This is a genomic window from Sulfoacidibacillus ferrooxidans, assembly GCF_022606465.1.
GTDB classification, from domain to species: Bacteria; Bacillota; Bacilli; order Alicyclobacillales; family SLC66; genus Sulfoacidibacillus; species Sulfoacidibacillus ferrooxidans.
Genome location: NZ_JALBUF010000001.1, coordinates 364070 through 378657 on the forward strand (window position 1 = coordinate 364070; position 14588 = coordinate 378657).

General features: G+C 43.4%; 10 protein-coding genes. 4 read left to right on the forward strand and 6 right to left on the reverse strand.

The genetic code is table 11. From position 1 onward, the window contains the following. Positions 1-59: 59 nt before the first annotated feature. Positions 60-1649 (reverse strand): APC family permease, encoded by a 1590-nt coding sequence (locus MM817_RS01940; protein ID WP_241711750.1) that lies wholly within the window; start codon positions 1647-1649, stop codon positions 60-62. Positions 1650-1750: 101 nt separating this feature from the next. On the opposite strand from MM817_RS01940, the gene MM817_RS01945 reads away from it, so the two are divergent. Beyond that, on the forward strand, positions 1751-3055 hold the full coding sequence (locus MM817_RS01945) for an APC family permease (RefSeq protein ID WP_241711751.1): 1305 nt from the start codon (positions 1751-1753) through the stop codon (positions 3053-3055). Here the strand turns inward: MM817_RS01945 and MM817_RS01950 are convergent. The 3 genes from MM817_RS01950 to MM817_RS01960 form a co-directional block, all read right to left on the reverse strand. Beyond that, entirely contained in the window at positions 3052-5271 is a 2220-nt protein-coding gene (locus MM817_RS01950) for a heavy metal translocating P-type ATPase (RefSeq protein WP_241711752.1), read from the reverse strand. The two genes, MM817_RS01945 and MM817_RS01950, sit on opposite strands and share 4 nt — an antisense overlap. 26 nt (positions 5272-5297) lie before the next feature. After that, entirely contained in the window at positions 5298-5570 is a 273-nt protein-coding gene (locus MM817_RS01955) for a metal-sensitive transcriptional regulator (RefSeq protein ID WP_241711753.1), read from the reverse strand. Positions 5571-5692: 122 nt separating this feature from the next. Beyond that, the gene (locus MM817_RS01960; protein ID WP_241711754.1) at positions 5693-7894 is read right to left on the reverse strand and encodes an EAL domain-containing protein; all 2202 of its coding nucleotides are present in this window, start codon (positions 7892-7894) and stop codon (positions 5693-5695) included. Positions 7895-8162: 268 nt separating this feature from the next. Here MM817_RS01960 and MM817_RS01965 point away from each other — a divergent pair, with 268 nt between their 5' ends. The 3 genes from MM817_RS01965 to aceB all read left to right on the forward strand — a co-directional run bounded on the left by MM817_RS01965 (position 8163) and on the right by aceB (position 11744). After that, the gene (locus MM817_RS01965) at positions 8163-8597 is read left to right on the forward strand and encodes a MarR family winged helix-turn-helix transcriptional regulator (RefSeq protein ID WP_241711755.1); all 435 of its coding nucleotides are present in this window, start codon (positions 8163-8165) and stop codon (positions 8595-8597) included. After that, on the forward strand, positions 8590-9912 hold the full coding sequence (locus MM817_RS01970) for an MFS transporter (RefSeq protein ID WP_241711756.1): 1323 nt from the start codon (positions 8590-8592) through the stop codon (positions 9910-9912). The genes MM817_RS01965 and MM817_RS01970 overlap by 8 nt, the downstream gene beginning before the upstream one ends. Positions 9913-10142: 230 nt before the next feature. After that, positions 10143-11744: a malate synthase A gene (gene aceB / locus MM817_RS01975; RefSeq protein ID WP_241711757.1), complete on the forward strand. Its 1602-nt coding sequence runs from the start codon at positions 10143-10145 to the stop codon at positions 11742-11744. Between the two features lie 54 nt (positions 11745-11798). Here aceB and MM817_RS01980 read toward each other — a convergent pair whose 3' ends face one another. Both MM817_RS01980 and MM817_RS01985 read right to left on the reverse strand, forming a co-directional pair. Continuing rightward, entirely contained in the window at positions 11799-13283 is a 1485-nt protein-coding gene (locus MM817_RS01980; RefSeq protein ID WP_241711758.1) for an FAD-linked oxidase C-terminal domain-containing protein, read from the reverse strand. Then, the gene (locus MM817_RS01985) at positions 13280-14587 is read right to left on the reverse strand and encodes a (Fe-S)-binding protein (protein ID WP_241711759.1); all 1308 of its coding nucleotides are present in this window, start codon (positions 14585-14587) and stop codon (positions 13280-13282) included. Before MM817_RS01985 ends, MM817_RS01980 begins: the two co-directional genes overlap by 4 nt. Position 14588 lies beyond the last annotated feature (1 nt).

A 14588-nucleotide genomic window follows, 5' to 3' on the forward strand; every position in this document is an offset into this window, starting at 1 on the left:
ACAAATTTCGACACGTGCTACACGTGAAACAAATCTCGCCATTCATTGACACAAACATGTTATGCATCAGTACTGCCTGCTTTTTTTTGATACCACTGACGTGCTTCATCAAGCGCTGCTGTAGGGTACCCGCTTTTCACACCCCAGAAAAAAAATAACAACGATACCGCGGCAACGACAATCGTATCCACAGGATACGGAATTAAGTTTTGTCCACCAAACGATCCCACATAAGAGATCATAAGAATAAATAACAGATAGATAACAAGCCAAATGCCTGATTTCACATCACGTAAAAAAGACTTTCGCAAAAATGAAACGCGTGGAACAAAATAGGCATAAACCACTAATCCTAAAACCTCCATCACAATAAGTGGCCACACATTGCTCCATCCCGTCCAGTAGATAATTAAAGTTCCTACCATAAACGCCAACATAGCAATGATAGGTAATCCTCTAACAGTAAATGGACTAGCAAAATCAGTCGCCGTTTTACGAAATACCATCGCAGAAACAGGTCCTATGACATACGTGAGTACAGTGGCACCAGAGATAAACCCAACTAAACGACTCCATGTAGGAAAAGGCGCAGTCCATAATATACCTAAAACTAAAGCTAACCAGAGTGCCTTTCTAGGGACCCCAGAACGTTCATGGACTTGTCCAAATATTTGCCACCAGTAACGGTTTTCAGACATGGCCATCGTTACTCTTGAGCTAGAAGCAAAATATACATTGCCTGTTCCAGTAGGTGAAATTAATGCGTCTGCATAAAGGAAGAACGAAAACCAACCAAATCCCATAAGTGTGACCAATTGGACAAATGGTGCATTGTATTGCAATGCACCCCAGCCATGAGCCAATGCTCGTGGATCAACTCCACCTACAAATGAAAATTGTAAGAGCGTATATATGACAGTCGCCAAAAGAATAGACGTCACAATGGCACGTCCAATATCTTTCTGGGGATTGCGAGCTTCTCCCGCCAATGCACTGATCTGTCGAAAGCCAAGATATGCAAATACCACACCTGAAGTAGCCACAGCCGTAAAGATTCCATGTACTCCATATGGCATAAATCCATGACTGGAAAAATTACTATGGTGTGCTCCAATCAGGAGTAAGATGATCGTGACACTAGGCATAACAAACTTGAGAAATGTAACAATCGTATTTACTCTTGCAAAAAATTGCACGCCAAAATAATTCAACATAAAAAATAAAACGAGCAATACCACTTCAATCATCCAGCCAACGGCAGTTGGTGAACCACTTGCTTGAAACAACAAACCAGCTGGCATATACCCCCCTGCATAACTAACCACAGCCTGTGCTTCGACAGGTGGAACCGTAGAATATGCGATGATCGCTGCAAATCCCATGAGATAACTTGCAAGTGATCCATGTGAATAATTAGGGTATTTAACAATACCACCCGATTCAGGCATCCTAGCACCAAGTTCAGAATAAACAAGTCCAAGTAAAATTACTGCTATAGCGCCAATAATCCAAGCCAGAATGGCAGCAGGTCCTGCATCTTTAGCTGCTTGTTGCGATCCTAGTAACCAGCCTGATCCAATAATGCCGCCTAATCCAACCATCGTCAGATCAAGCAAGCCAAGAGATCGTTTGAGTTTCGATTGATCCATTCAATGACTGTCCCCTTTACACGACAGGAAGTCGTAGATATAGTAGAATAATAAAGCTGCATTTCATCAGGCAACTCTATGACAGTTTGCGAGTGAGTATAATGACACAAGAAACACCACCTACTTTGCGTAGATCCCTTACATGGGTTCATGGCGCAGCAATGACTACAGGCTCTGTGCTAGGATCAGGCGTTCTTATATTGCCCGCATTAACTGCAAATATCGCAGGCCCTGCCGCACTTATTGCATGGATCATCATGTCAGCACTATCATTCCCCATTGCCTTAACATTTGCGCGTTTAGCGGTTAAAATTCCACATGCAGGCGGAATTACAGCGTATGTGCGCGCGGCACTTGGCACGCGTATGAGCCGCAGTTTAAGCTGGCTATTTCTGGGCACTTTCCCGATTGGAGTGCCCATAGTAGCACTTATCGGTGCAGATTACGTCGGTAGCGTCTTTGCTTTATCCCATTGGCAAATCACCATACTTGCAGCAAGCATCATGCTGATTTCTATCGCATTAAATTTCCGCGGTATTGAACTTGCCAGTTGGATTCAGGTGATGCTGGTCATCCTGATAGCTATTTTACTTGTCACAGCTATTGCTGGTGCCTCACCACATATACACAGTGCCAACTTTCATCCCTTTGTGATTCATGGATGGTGGTCTGTGGGAACTTCTGCAGTCATGATCTTTTGGTGTTTTGTAGGGTGGGAGGCAGCGACAAATCTTACAGAAGAGTTCCGTAATCCACATCGAGATGTGGCTCTAGGTCTCATCGTAGCATCGATCGTGATTGCCATTTTGTATTTGGCACTAGCTATCGTAACAATCGGCGCTAAAGCCTATGGGGATCATTTAGGACTTGCTCCACTTAGCATACTGGTAAGTATTGGATTCGGTCGCACGGCAGGTATATTTACTTCAGTACTTGCGCTACTGATTACGTTTGGTACAGTGCATACAAATATCGCCGCTTTTTCACGAATGCTGTACGCGCAAGCGCGTGAAGGGGAAATGCCACACTTGTTTGTAACACTTCATAAAACATATCAAACACCGACAACCGCTCTTATAACCATGGGGATATTATCTGAAATTACCATTCTATATTATGGACTGTTTTCACCCAATCTAAGTATTATGATTCAACTCATCAGTGTAATGGATATGGCCACCTATATGTTATCCATGTTCTCTGCCACACGACTTCTACCACGCAATACAGGACAATGGTATACTGCATTCATTGCTTTACTCCTGTGTGCACTAATCTATCTATTTAGTGGGTGGACGATGATCTATCCACCACTTCTTATAGGACTTGGATGGATACTAGCAAAAAAGCGCCCCAGCACTACCGCTGAGACGCTACTTGAACACTCTGAGTGCACAATTGATTAGTGAGCAATGACTTTGCTTCCTTTAAAACGACGCAACATCAGTGAACTTGTCACGACGCTCACTGAACTCAACGCCATCGCTGCACCAGCAATAACAGGCGTTACAATACCAAATGCCGCAAAAGGTATTCCAAGTGAGTTATAACCAAATGACCAAAATAAGTTTTGTCTGATTTTACGCATTGTGGCTCTAGACAATTCAATCGCATCCACAATGGCCATTAAATCAGAACTCATCAGTGTGATATCTGCGGCTTCTATGGCTACGTCCGCCCCAGCACCCATGGCAAACCCAATATCTGAGCGAGCCAGCGCTGGAGCGTCGTTGATACCGTCACCAGACATCCCAACGATATGCCCCTCTTGTTGCAACTGCACGACCAGTTGTTCTTTTTGTGCTGGGAGCATCTGTGCCATGACGTGTGATTCATCGATGCCAACCATCTCTGCAATAGCTACAGCGGTTTGTCTGTTATCACCAGTGACCATATAGACATTAATCCCCATTTTTTTCATGGTTTCAAGAGCAATCTTCGAAGACATTTTAACCGTATCAGCTACAGCAATCATACCAATGAGTTCCTGTTCACGTGCGACATACATCACTGTTTTCCCCATGGCCTGTAACTCTCTGTATACATCCTCACTATCACTCGTATCAAAACCACTGCTTTGCATAAGTTCAGAAGTTCCCACATAAATCAAATCAGAGTGTGTTTTTGCTTTTACGCCAAGCCCAGGGATTGCTTCAAAGAATGCCACTTCTTGAAGCTGTTCTCCTTGGTGCTTGGCTTCTTCCATCATCGCGCGAGCAAGCGGATGTTCTGACCGTTGTTCTGCACTTGCTGCGTAATAGATAACTTCTTCTCTACGATAATTGAGTAGTCCAATCACATCCGTAATAGCAGGTTTACCATGTGTAATTGTGCCTGTTTTATCAAGCAACAATGTATCGATCTTTTGAGCACGCTCGAGTGCTTCACCACCGCGAATGAGAATACCTTGCTCAGCCCCTTTACCAGTCCCCACCATGATGGCAGTTGGTGTCGCTAAACCAAGAGAACAAGGACACGCTATTACAAGAACAGCGACCGCGTGCACAATGGCAGAATTGATATCCACCAGCCATGCATACATCATAAAGGTAATGACTGCAATGACCAGAACAATGGGTACAAAAATTCCAGACACTCGATCTGCTAATCGCTGAATGGGTGCTTTTGAACCCTGAGCCTCATCGACCATTCGAACAATTTGTGCGAGCGCAGTATCTTTTCCAACTTTAGTTGCACGAAACTGAAATGATCCTTCTTTATTCATGGTAGCCCCGATGACAAAATCTCCTACGTCCTTAGTGATAGGCATACTTTCACCCGTTAACATCGATTCATCAATCATCGACTTCCCACTGACAATCACGCCATCAACTGGTACTTTTTCTCCTGGAAGCACAACAATCTCATCACCGACCTGCACCTGTTCAAGCAATACTTCTACTTCAACATGATCACGCAAGACACGAGCAGTTTTTGCTTGTAATCGCACCAATTCACGAATGGCTTCGCCCGTTTGATATTTACTCTTGTGCTCAAGTACTTTTCCAAGCAAGATCAACGTCGTAATTAACGCAGCTGTATCAAAGTACGTATCTCCTGGAATATGCCCAAACATCAAAATTGAACTATACACATAAGCAGTAGAAGTACCTAAGGCAACCAATACATCCATATTTGGAGCTCGACTGCGCAACGCATGATAAGCACCTTGATAAAAGCGCCAGCCAACTACAAACTGTACAGGAGTAGCTAAGATAAATTGAATAAAGAGTGGCATCACAAAGGCTGCACGCGTAAAGCCAGATATCATTTGCAATAAGAGTGGCAAAGTGAGTACCGACCCGGCTACAAAGGTCCACCACAATATGTGATACGCATTTTTTTGATCTGACCGCTCCTCACTAAGTGGCTCATCGGCTACAGGACTAGCTGAATACCCAGTCTTGACAACCGTTTGTATTAATCCATCTACATCCACGATACCTGGAGCAAACTCAATGGCCGCCTTTTCACTAGCTAAATTGACATGAACATGAATGACGCCTGGAATCTTTGCTAGTTGCTTTTCAATCCGCGCCGAACATGAAGCGCATGTCATGCCGCCAATATTTAACTGTACACTCTCGCCGACTATTCTTTGATCAATTTCTTTTACCGCCATCTTATAACCCTTCCTTCACTCAATACTCACTTAAGATGCGCCTTTAACACTTGCATCAATTCCTCAATTTTTTCATCGCCCTGGTCTGTGCGAATCGCATCGGCTACGCATCCCCGCGTATGACTTTCAATCAGCGACAATTCGACTTTGCCAAGTGCCGCCTTGATGGAAGAAATCTGAGCGAGTATGTCTACACAGTAGCGGTCATCCTCTAACATTTTTTGAATGCCTCTTACTTGACCTTCAATACGACGCAACCTTATCAAAAGATCATCGCGATTTTGTTGGTACAAATGCATGCTACCACCCCTTATCCTTATAGTATACCCCGGTACCCTATAAGTCAAAGCCCAAAATAAAACCGCTTGCTCATCCAAGCAGTTTTACATGACCAGTAATGAACCGGTAATTCATTAGCAAACTATTCCAATTGAACGATAAATGTTTCTAAGTCGTTCACTGCCATCGGCCTGCTCAAAAAATATCCCTGAATCTCATCACATCCATGAAAGCGCAAAAAATCTAATTGCCACTCTGTCTCCACACCCTCTGCAATAACTCTCATTTGTAACCGATGAGCAAGAGCAATCATCAATGTGACAATCGCAGAGGTACTATCCTCCTGTACTTCGCGTATAAAAGATTGGTCAATCTTTAATGCATCCACAGGAAACCGTTTCAGATAATTTAAGGAGGAATACCCGATCCCAAAATCATCAATAGACACATGAATACCCATCTGTTTTAATAGCATTAATTTATGAATAGTCTCTTCCGTGTTATCCATGAGCGTAGATTCCGTAATTTCAATCTCCATATATAGAGGGTCCACCCCAAATTCCAAAATGATATCCTTTAATTGAGGAATAAATTGTGGATGCTGAAATTGTTTTGGTGAGACGTTTACTGCAATGCGCAAACACGAAACACCCGCTGTTTGCCACGTTTGCAGTTGTTTACACACCATGCGCAATACCCACTCACCAATTGCAATAATCTTACCTGTTTCTTCTGCAATCGGTATAAAGTGAACAGGAGGAATCGTGCCTCGCACCGGATGAAACCACCGTAAAAGTGCTTCTGCACTTGTAATCTGACCCGTAACAATATTCATCTTTGGCTGATAATAGACGGCAAATTGCTGTTCCTCCATTGCCCGTTCAAGCTCTTCTGCCATCCACATTTTTTCGTCAATCTGTGATTTCATTAAGGGTGTATAAAATTTCACAGTGTTGCGCCCGTTATCTTTTGAAACATACATAGCTGTCTCAGCGTTTTTGGTGAGAGTATAGATATCGTCTCCGTGTTCTGGGTAAATAGCTACACCCATACTAATTGTTATATGTATAGTTTGTTCATGTGACAACGCGAACGGTTTAGCCATTACATGTACCATTTCTTGTGCACAAAACACGATCTGGTCTCGAGAACTGGCCTCATTAAAAATCAGGATGAATTCATCGCCGCCCATTCTTGCTGCAAAGCGACCATCTCCACAAAATTGCACAATCCGCCCCGAAATGGCTTGCAATAATTCATCCCCTACTTCATGGCCAAGCGATTCATTAATCGTACGAAAACGATCAACGTCAAAGAAAAAAAGTGCTAACTTTAACTCTTGCGATTCCTTTACTTTCTCCATGATGTTAGTCGCCGTATCCCAATAATGTGCTCGATTAGGCAACTTCGTTATTTCATCATAAAAAGCTAACTCCTGTATCTGCTGATCTCTAGACTCCCGTTCCATGACAAGCGATGCAAGATACGCACATGATTCTACCCATGCCAATTCATCGTAAGATGGGTGCCAGCTTTCTTTGTGATGGATCGACAATAAACCCAAAACATCTTCATCACGCGATAGGATGGGGTAAGAGAAATAATTCTGTAACCCTTGTTCACACGCATAATAGTAAAAATTTTGAAATATTGGATTGCACGTCATATCTAGGGATGTAGTTTCTGCTAACTCAGAATGACCATCCGAAAAAACATCTGTAGCAATAGCAACTTGATCTAAACCACTGCTAAGCTCGCCTTGTGCCATAGGTATATTGCGTCCACCAATATAGTGCAAATGACCTTGCAAAGATTCATAACGAAATAGAGCATTCAACGTACCTGGCAACAGTGTGTCCAGTACTCGCGATAATTCTTCAACGACGAGTTCAATCTTTTCTTCTGACAAGATCATCTCAAGCAAGTGATTGTGCATACGCATCCAAACATCTGAACGCTCTTGTTGATTGACTACTTGGCAAGAGACGATTGCACCTTTATTTTTACCAGCACTCTCTATCTGCCTAATCATACAGTTCACTACAATTGGATTGCCTTGCTTGGTCCAAAAAAGCACATGGGACAATTCCTTTGAAACTACAGAACTCGTTTGACAAAGCATACAATCTGCCTCATCACGCACTACACCACTTGTCGTGCGTTCATGAAAAAGCTGGTGTGCTTGCTGGCCAATCAACTCTTCTTTTACATATCCGAGCATGGTAGCTAACTGATCGTTACAAAATTCGATCATCCCTAACGCATCTGTTCCATAGACACCAGAATCAATCACTGATAAGATCATTTCAGTATTGTATGTGAAAGGTGTTGGCCCTTTATTCATCAAGATCCCCCTGCTGTTCAATCTTGTAAATCACATCTATGATTTACATTCACATACACTTCAAAGATACAAAAACTTTATTCGACGACATTCTTGTTTTTTCGACATTTCGTTCCTTTATACATTCGTCAGAGATTAAATGAATTCCTGCTTTACTCATTCACATCTCAATTACTTTCGACAAAGTTTCTTCGGTTTCCTCCTCATTGCCCTATGCTTTGCGTCATTTTATTATATAATTAACTTACTTAAATAAATGGAGGGGCATATGAATTCGATTCAATCGATTGCGCAGTCGTTAATGACCATTCATCAACGTCTATCGGGTCGTTACGGGCCACTCACACGACCACAGCTACGCATATTAACCATGCTTGCAAAAGACCAAAGGACAGTTTCAGAACTCGCAGAACACCTAAATATCTCTTCATCAGGCGTGACACAAGCACTGGACAAACTACAGTGTAATCATTACATTATCCGCAAACCAGACGGATGCGATCAGCGTGTCGTACAAATATCCATTACACATACAGGTCTTCTCGCACTAGAAGAAGCGCAATTGCAATACGAATATCGCGTATCAGAACTACTACAACAGTTAACTAAACAACAGCAAGAGGAGCTATCTTGCCTACTACATCACATGGTGAACGATGATTTTGATCTGACACCAAGACAAACGAGGGATGGCAATGAATGAACCATCAATGACGTACAATCTAAAGGGCTGGCGCTCGCTTCACCCCGTGACGCGCCGCCTCATTGCTGCTCGCGTACTGCGCAGCATCGGGCAAGGTGCTCTTGCCGTAGACTTTACACTTTACTTACGCGCACGCTTATGGTCCGCACCAGAAATTGGTCTCTTACTGATGGCAGCAGGACTTGTCGGTGCAGCTCTTAGCCTTCTAGTCGGGGTATCGAGTGATAAAGTCGGTCGGCGCGGATTTTTACTGATGTATGAAACGGGCCTTACACTTGCGACTGCACTCCTTCTATTAGATCATAGTGCATGGGTACTCATCGTTAGCTCAGTATTGTTTGGATTTGGCCGTGGTGCAAACGGTGCCTCAGGTCCATTTGCACCAGCAGAACAAGCTTGGCTTGCAAAACACATACCAGGTACGATACGCGGCTCTGTCTTTAGCCTCAATGCAGCTTTACAATTTTGGGGGATGGGTATTGGTTCTATATTAGGAGCATTTCTTCCGCATATTTTACCAGGAGTTACAGGAGCCACAGCATATTATCCCGTTTTTGCACTTAATTTAATTATAGCCATTATTAATTACTTGCAAATTTTTACTCTATCTGAAGATCGTTCACACCATGTAGCACCTCTGACTAAGGACCAAGATAACAACAAAGAAGCATTACAAGCAGCGACGGACGCCATTCATGCTGAAAAATCAGTTCGCAAACGTGAAAATAAAGCACTATCTTTCCTTCTCATCGTCAATAGCGTTAATTCTCTTGGTGTTGGTTTAGTCGCACCACTTCTTCCTTATTGGTTCTCTGTTCGCTATGGAGTTGGTCCAGAAGCCATTGGCCCTATCTATGGCCTCACCTTTATTTTTACAGGAATCTCTTCTTTACTGGTTGGGAAACTTTCACAAAAAGTAGGGCTTACAAAATCAATTGTGCTCCCTCGACTCCTTGGTATCGTGACATTAGTCGCCATGCCATTTATGCCGAGTTTTGCTCTCGCCGCAGTACTCTATATTGTGCGTTCTATTGTCAATCGTGGTTCAGTTGGTGCAAGGCAAGCCTTTAGTGTTGGGCTTGTGCGAGATAAGAGGCGCGGATTAGCTAGTAGTTTAAATGCTGTCTCATGGAATGTCCCTGCTGCCATCGGACCTGCTATTGGCGGTTGGATGCTTGGCATGGGGTCATTATTCTGGCCATTCTTTCTTGCATCAGGATTACAGCTAGCGTATATCATTATGTTTAGCACGATGATGGGGCAATTTGACCCACAGCGGCGCAAAACGGAAACTTCACCTTCTTCACAATCGTAAGAAGGCACTGACTTTCAATCTACTTCCTCTACGACTTTACACGCTTAGGCAGAATTCGAACCTTGGATTCTGCCTTTTAGCGCAAGTTCCTGAGAAGAATGCTGTATAATTGCGCAATCAGTTCTATATTGCAGATCGCTGTTCCATAATACATAAAACTTTGCTATACTAGTAGTAGAATATTCGAACTTCACGATTGTCATTTGCTATTTATAGGAGGTATAGTACACATGGATCATTATTCATGCCCACCCGGTGTAACCATTACTGGGCCATACTCAGATGCTTATGCAGAGATCCTTACAACTGACGCTTTACAATTTGTAGCTACTCTTGTTAGAGAGTATGCTCCTATACGCGTAGCTCTTTTACAAAAACGCATAGATCGTCAACAAGCAATTGACCATGGCATCCTGCCAGACTTCTTAGATGAAACAAAATCGATTCGAGACGACCATTGGACCATAGCCCCCCTCCCAAGTGATTTACAAGATCGGCGCGTGGAAATCACTGGGCCCTCAGGAGATCGCAAGATGGTAATCAACGCCTTGAACTCTGGTGCAAAAGTATTTATGGCTGATTTTGAAGACGCTAACTCGCCTACATTTGACAACACCATTGGTGGTCAGATCAACCTGCGCGATGCGATTCAGCGCACCATTTCATTTACAAACCAAGATGGGAAACAGTATCACTTACATGATGAAGTTGCTGTTCTTATCGTACGCCCACGCGGATGGCATCTAGTAGACAAACACATTCTAGTTGATGGTGAATCTGCACCAGGAGCTATCGTTGATTTTGGTCTTTACTTTTATCACAATGCAAAAAAACTACTTAGCCTTGGATCAGGTCCCTACTTTTATTTGCCTAAACTTGAAAGCCACCTGGAAGCACGCCTTTGGAATGATATTTTTGTGAAGGCACAAGCATTATTAGAGATTCCAAAGGGAACAATCAAAGCTACTGTATTAATTGAAACAATTCTAGCCACATTTGAAATGGATGAAATTCTTTACGAACTGCGCGACCACTCAGCCGGGTTAAACTGCGGTCGCTGGGATTACATCTTTAGTTATATTAAAAAACTGCGCAATCAACCGCAGGTCATTTTACCCGACCGCTCTCTTATCACCATGACTGTCCCATTTATGCGCTCATACTCCTTATTCACCATACGCACTTGCCATCGACGCAACGCACCTGCTATCGGAGGAATGGCTGCCCAAATTCCAATTAAACATGATGAAAAAGCAAACGAAGATGCCATGAACAAAGTACGCCAAGACAAAGAGCGCGAAGCGCGCGATGGCCATGATGGAACATGGGTTGCACATCCAGCACTTGTTCCTGTTGCATTAGACATATTTAATGACATCATGCCGAGTTCCAATCAGATCGATCGCAAGCGAGAAGATATCACCGTAACTGCTTCTCAATTATTAGAAGTACCGGTTGGTCCCATTACAGAAGCTGGACTGCGCACCAATATAAGTGTTGGTATTCAGTATATTGAGGCATGGTTGCGTGGATTTGGTGCAGTGCCTATATTTAACTTAATGGAAGATGCCGCAACAGCAGAAATTTCACGCGCACAAGTCTGGCAGTGGTTACACCACCCAAAAGGTATTTTAGAAGATGGGCGAAAAGTGACGATTGATTTATTTGACCAGTTAATGCAAGAAGAGTTAGACAAAATACAACACATGATTGGCGATGAGGCATATAGCAAAGGGAAATTTGAAGAAGCTACAGCGCTATTTCGCACATTAAGTTGCTCCGATGATTTCATGGATTTTTTAACAATCCCAGGTTACGAGCAGCTCACCTAAGTGCCATTGATTGATACGCTATCATCTACTCAAACATAGCCATGGAAGCAACAGTCACATCGAGTGACTGTTGCTTCCATGGCTAGTTTTTATATAGGTTTCTAGGTGTTGACTGATCATCGTGGACGCACGCTTCACTTCTGCACATCTTCCTGGTTTTGGAATTAGCTTACCTGAATTGCATAAATCCTCTGGATTAAATACAGCTCGCACTGCGATTTGGGCTTTTAATTCAGCTTCTGTAAATAAATAGTGCATATCATTAATTTTCTCTATTCCTACTCCATGTTCCCCTGTAATAGAACCTCCGACATCTACGCATACTTTTAAAATATCTGACCCTACCATCATCGCTTTTTCCGTTTCAAAAGGAATGCTTGCATCATAGCAAATGAGTGGATGTAAATTGCCATCGCCGGCATGAAATACATTAGCAATCCGCAATCCAGAAGACACACTAATCTCCCGAATTCTCGCTAAAACTTCTGTTAATTTTGTTCGTGGAATAACACCATCTTGGACTAAGTAATTAGGTGAAATTCTCCCCATCGCGCCAAATGCCATTTTTCTACTGCTCCACCATAATGCTCGCTGTGCATCTGTTTCTGCCACTCTCACCGCCCGTACCTGGTGTTGCTTACATATATCTACGATTTGATCCGTTTCTGCTGCTACAGCCTCCACTAGCCCATCCACTTCAATCAATAATGCAGCTTCGATATCCGCGGGATACCCGACGTGATAATTACTCTTATCTACAGCTTGCATAGCTAATTGATCCATCATCTCCATAGCAGCTGGAATGATCCCTGCACCAATCACTTGGCTCACAGTATCCGATGCTTCATCGACGCGATCAAACCATGCCATAATCGTTTTCACAGCTTGTGGTTTTCGCAAGATGCGCACGGTAATCTCCGTTGCGATGCCAAGAGTTCCTTCAGACCCTATGAGCAATCCAAGTAGATCATACCCAAGTGCATCGCCGTATGTTGCACCAAGTTCGGCGATTTCCCCTGTTGGCAAAACTACTTTCGCCGCCACAATGTGATTCGTTGTCACACCATATTTTAAACAGTGCGATCCACCCGCGTTTTCTGCAAGATTGCCACCAATGGTACATGCCGATTGACTAGATGGATCTGGTGCATAATATGCGTTTTCTTTAGCTATTTGTTTGGTCAATTGTAAGTTAATAAATCCTGGTTGAACGACTGCACGCATGTTGTCATAATCAACATGCAAAAGTTGATTCATCCGCACAAGGCTGATCACAACTTCATTATTTAATGCAGTGGCACCACCGCTTAGTCCCGTACCTGCACCTCGCGGAAGAAAAGGTACCTTTTCACGATGCAACAACTGAACAATCGCTGCCACTTCTTCTGTCGTTTCAGGAAATACAACTGCTCTCGGACGACCTCGTTGCGCTACATAGCCATCACATTCATACGCATATAGCTCATTTTCTTTATGCAATACACGTTGATTCGATCCTAACACTGCAGTGAGTTTGCTCACCAATTGCATGTGATTCATTGTACCTCACGCTCCAAGCGATACGCTTCATCTAACAGTTCCACGGTATGAACCACATCCATAGTAAGCCCTTGTGCATAAAGCCCTGCTTTAATTTGCAACATGCATCCTGGGTTGCCCATAGCAACTACTTCCACATTGTGTGGAAGATCAGCCAATTTGCGCTCACGCAATTGCGCTGCCATTTCTGGATGAGTGATATTATAGATACCCGCACTACCACAGCAGCGATCAGCATCATTCATTTCAATTAAAGTGAGGCCATCGATAGCACGTAAAAGTTCCCGCGGAGCAGACCGAATGTTCTGTGCATGAGCGAGATGGCATGCATCATGATAAGTAACCGTTCGCTCCAAGCGTGACTTTGGCTTCTCATATCCTACTTCAAGTAAAATTTCAGCAATATCGCGTACTTTGCTAGAAAAAAGCTCTGCCCTTTCTCTATACACTGGATCATCATGAAATAACTCTTTATACTCCTTCATAGCTGCACCACATCCAGCAGCGTTTAACACGATATAGTCCGCACCACTTTGTAAGAACACGTCTATATTGTGTTTGGCCATCATTCTCGCTTGCTCGCGATCCCCTGCATGAATTTGCAATGCTCCACAACATATTTGATCCTTTGGTACACTCACATGAAGATGATTGCGCAGAGCAACCCGCACTGTTGCCATATGAATCTCACTAAAAAACACATCCATAACACACCCAGTAAATAGCGCAATTCTTCCCTTGGTTACCCCTTTCGTCTGTTCTGATTCTTTCGGTAGCACAGACCGTGCACTTGCTCTCGATACACTTGGTAATACGGCTTCCATCTCGCGCAAATGAGTTGGTAATAGACGCAGGGCCCCAGATCTTCTCACCACCTGTTGCACATGCGACACTTGATAGAAACGCAATAACTTTCGAATTCTTTGAAGGCGACCTGGAGAAGGAAAGATTTTGCGCAAAAATAGATCATGTAAAAATTTTTCAAGTCCACTCTGCTTTATGTGCGATAATGCCTGTCCACGTGCCTCTTCAATTAATGTCCCCACCTGTACGCCAGACGGACATACAGTTTCGCAAGCGCGACAATCCAAACAGTTAAATACAGGATCGATCACAGACTCATCGAAAGGCAAAGTACCTTCTGCCGCTGCTTTCATTAAATAAACACGCCCACGAGGAGATTCATTTTCATTTCCAAGCTGCTGATATGTCGGGCATACTTCTAAGCAAAATCCGCAATGGACACATACCGAATACAGGTCCTTAGAAATAGGATCAGAATGTAGTGACAATCCTTGGTCCACG

Excerpts from the sequence above, each read along its gene's own strand:
- MM817_RS01940 (WP_241711750.1), bottom strand. The coding sequence starts at position 1,649 with ATGGATCAATCGAAACTCAAACGATCTCTTGGCTTGCTTGATCTGACG.
- MM817_RS01945 (WP_241711751.1), top strand. The coding sequence starts at position 1,751 with ATGACACAAGAAACACCACCTACTTTGCGTAGATCCCTTACATGGGTT.
- MM817_RS01950 (WP_241711752.1), bottom strand. The coding sequence starts at position 5,271 with ATGGCGGTAAAAGAAATTGATCAAAGAATAGTCGGCGAGAGTGTACAG.
- MM817_RS01955 (WP_241711753.1), bottom strand. The coding sequence starts at position 5,570 with ATGCATTTGTACCAACAAAATCGCGATGATCTTTTGATAAGGTTGCGT.
- MM817_RS01960 (WP_241711754.1), bottom strand. The coding sequence starts at position 7,894 with ATGAATAAAGGGCCAACACCTTTCACATACAATACTGAAATGATCTTA.
- MM817_RS01965 (WP_241711755.1), top strand. The coding sequence starts at position 8,163 with ATGAATTCGATTCAATCGATTGCGCAGTCGTTAATGACCATTCATCAA.
- MM817_RS01970 (WP_241711756.1), top strand. The coding sequence starts at position 8,590 with ATGAATGAACCATCAATGACGTACAATCTAAAGGGCTGGCGCTCGCTT.
- aceB (WP_241711757.1), top strand. The coding sequence starts at position 10,143 with ATGGATCATTATTCATGCCCACCCGGTGTAACCATTACTGGGCCATAC.
- MM817_RS01980 (WP_241711758.1), bottom strand. The coding sequence starts at position 13,283 with ATGAATCACATGCAATTGGTGAGCAAACTCACTGCAGTGTTAGGATCG.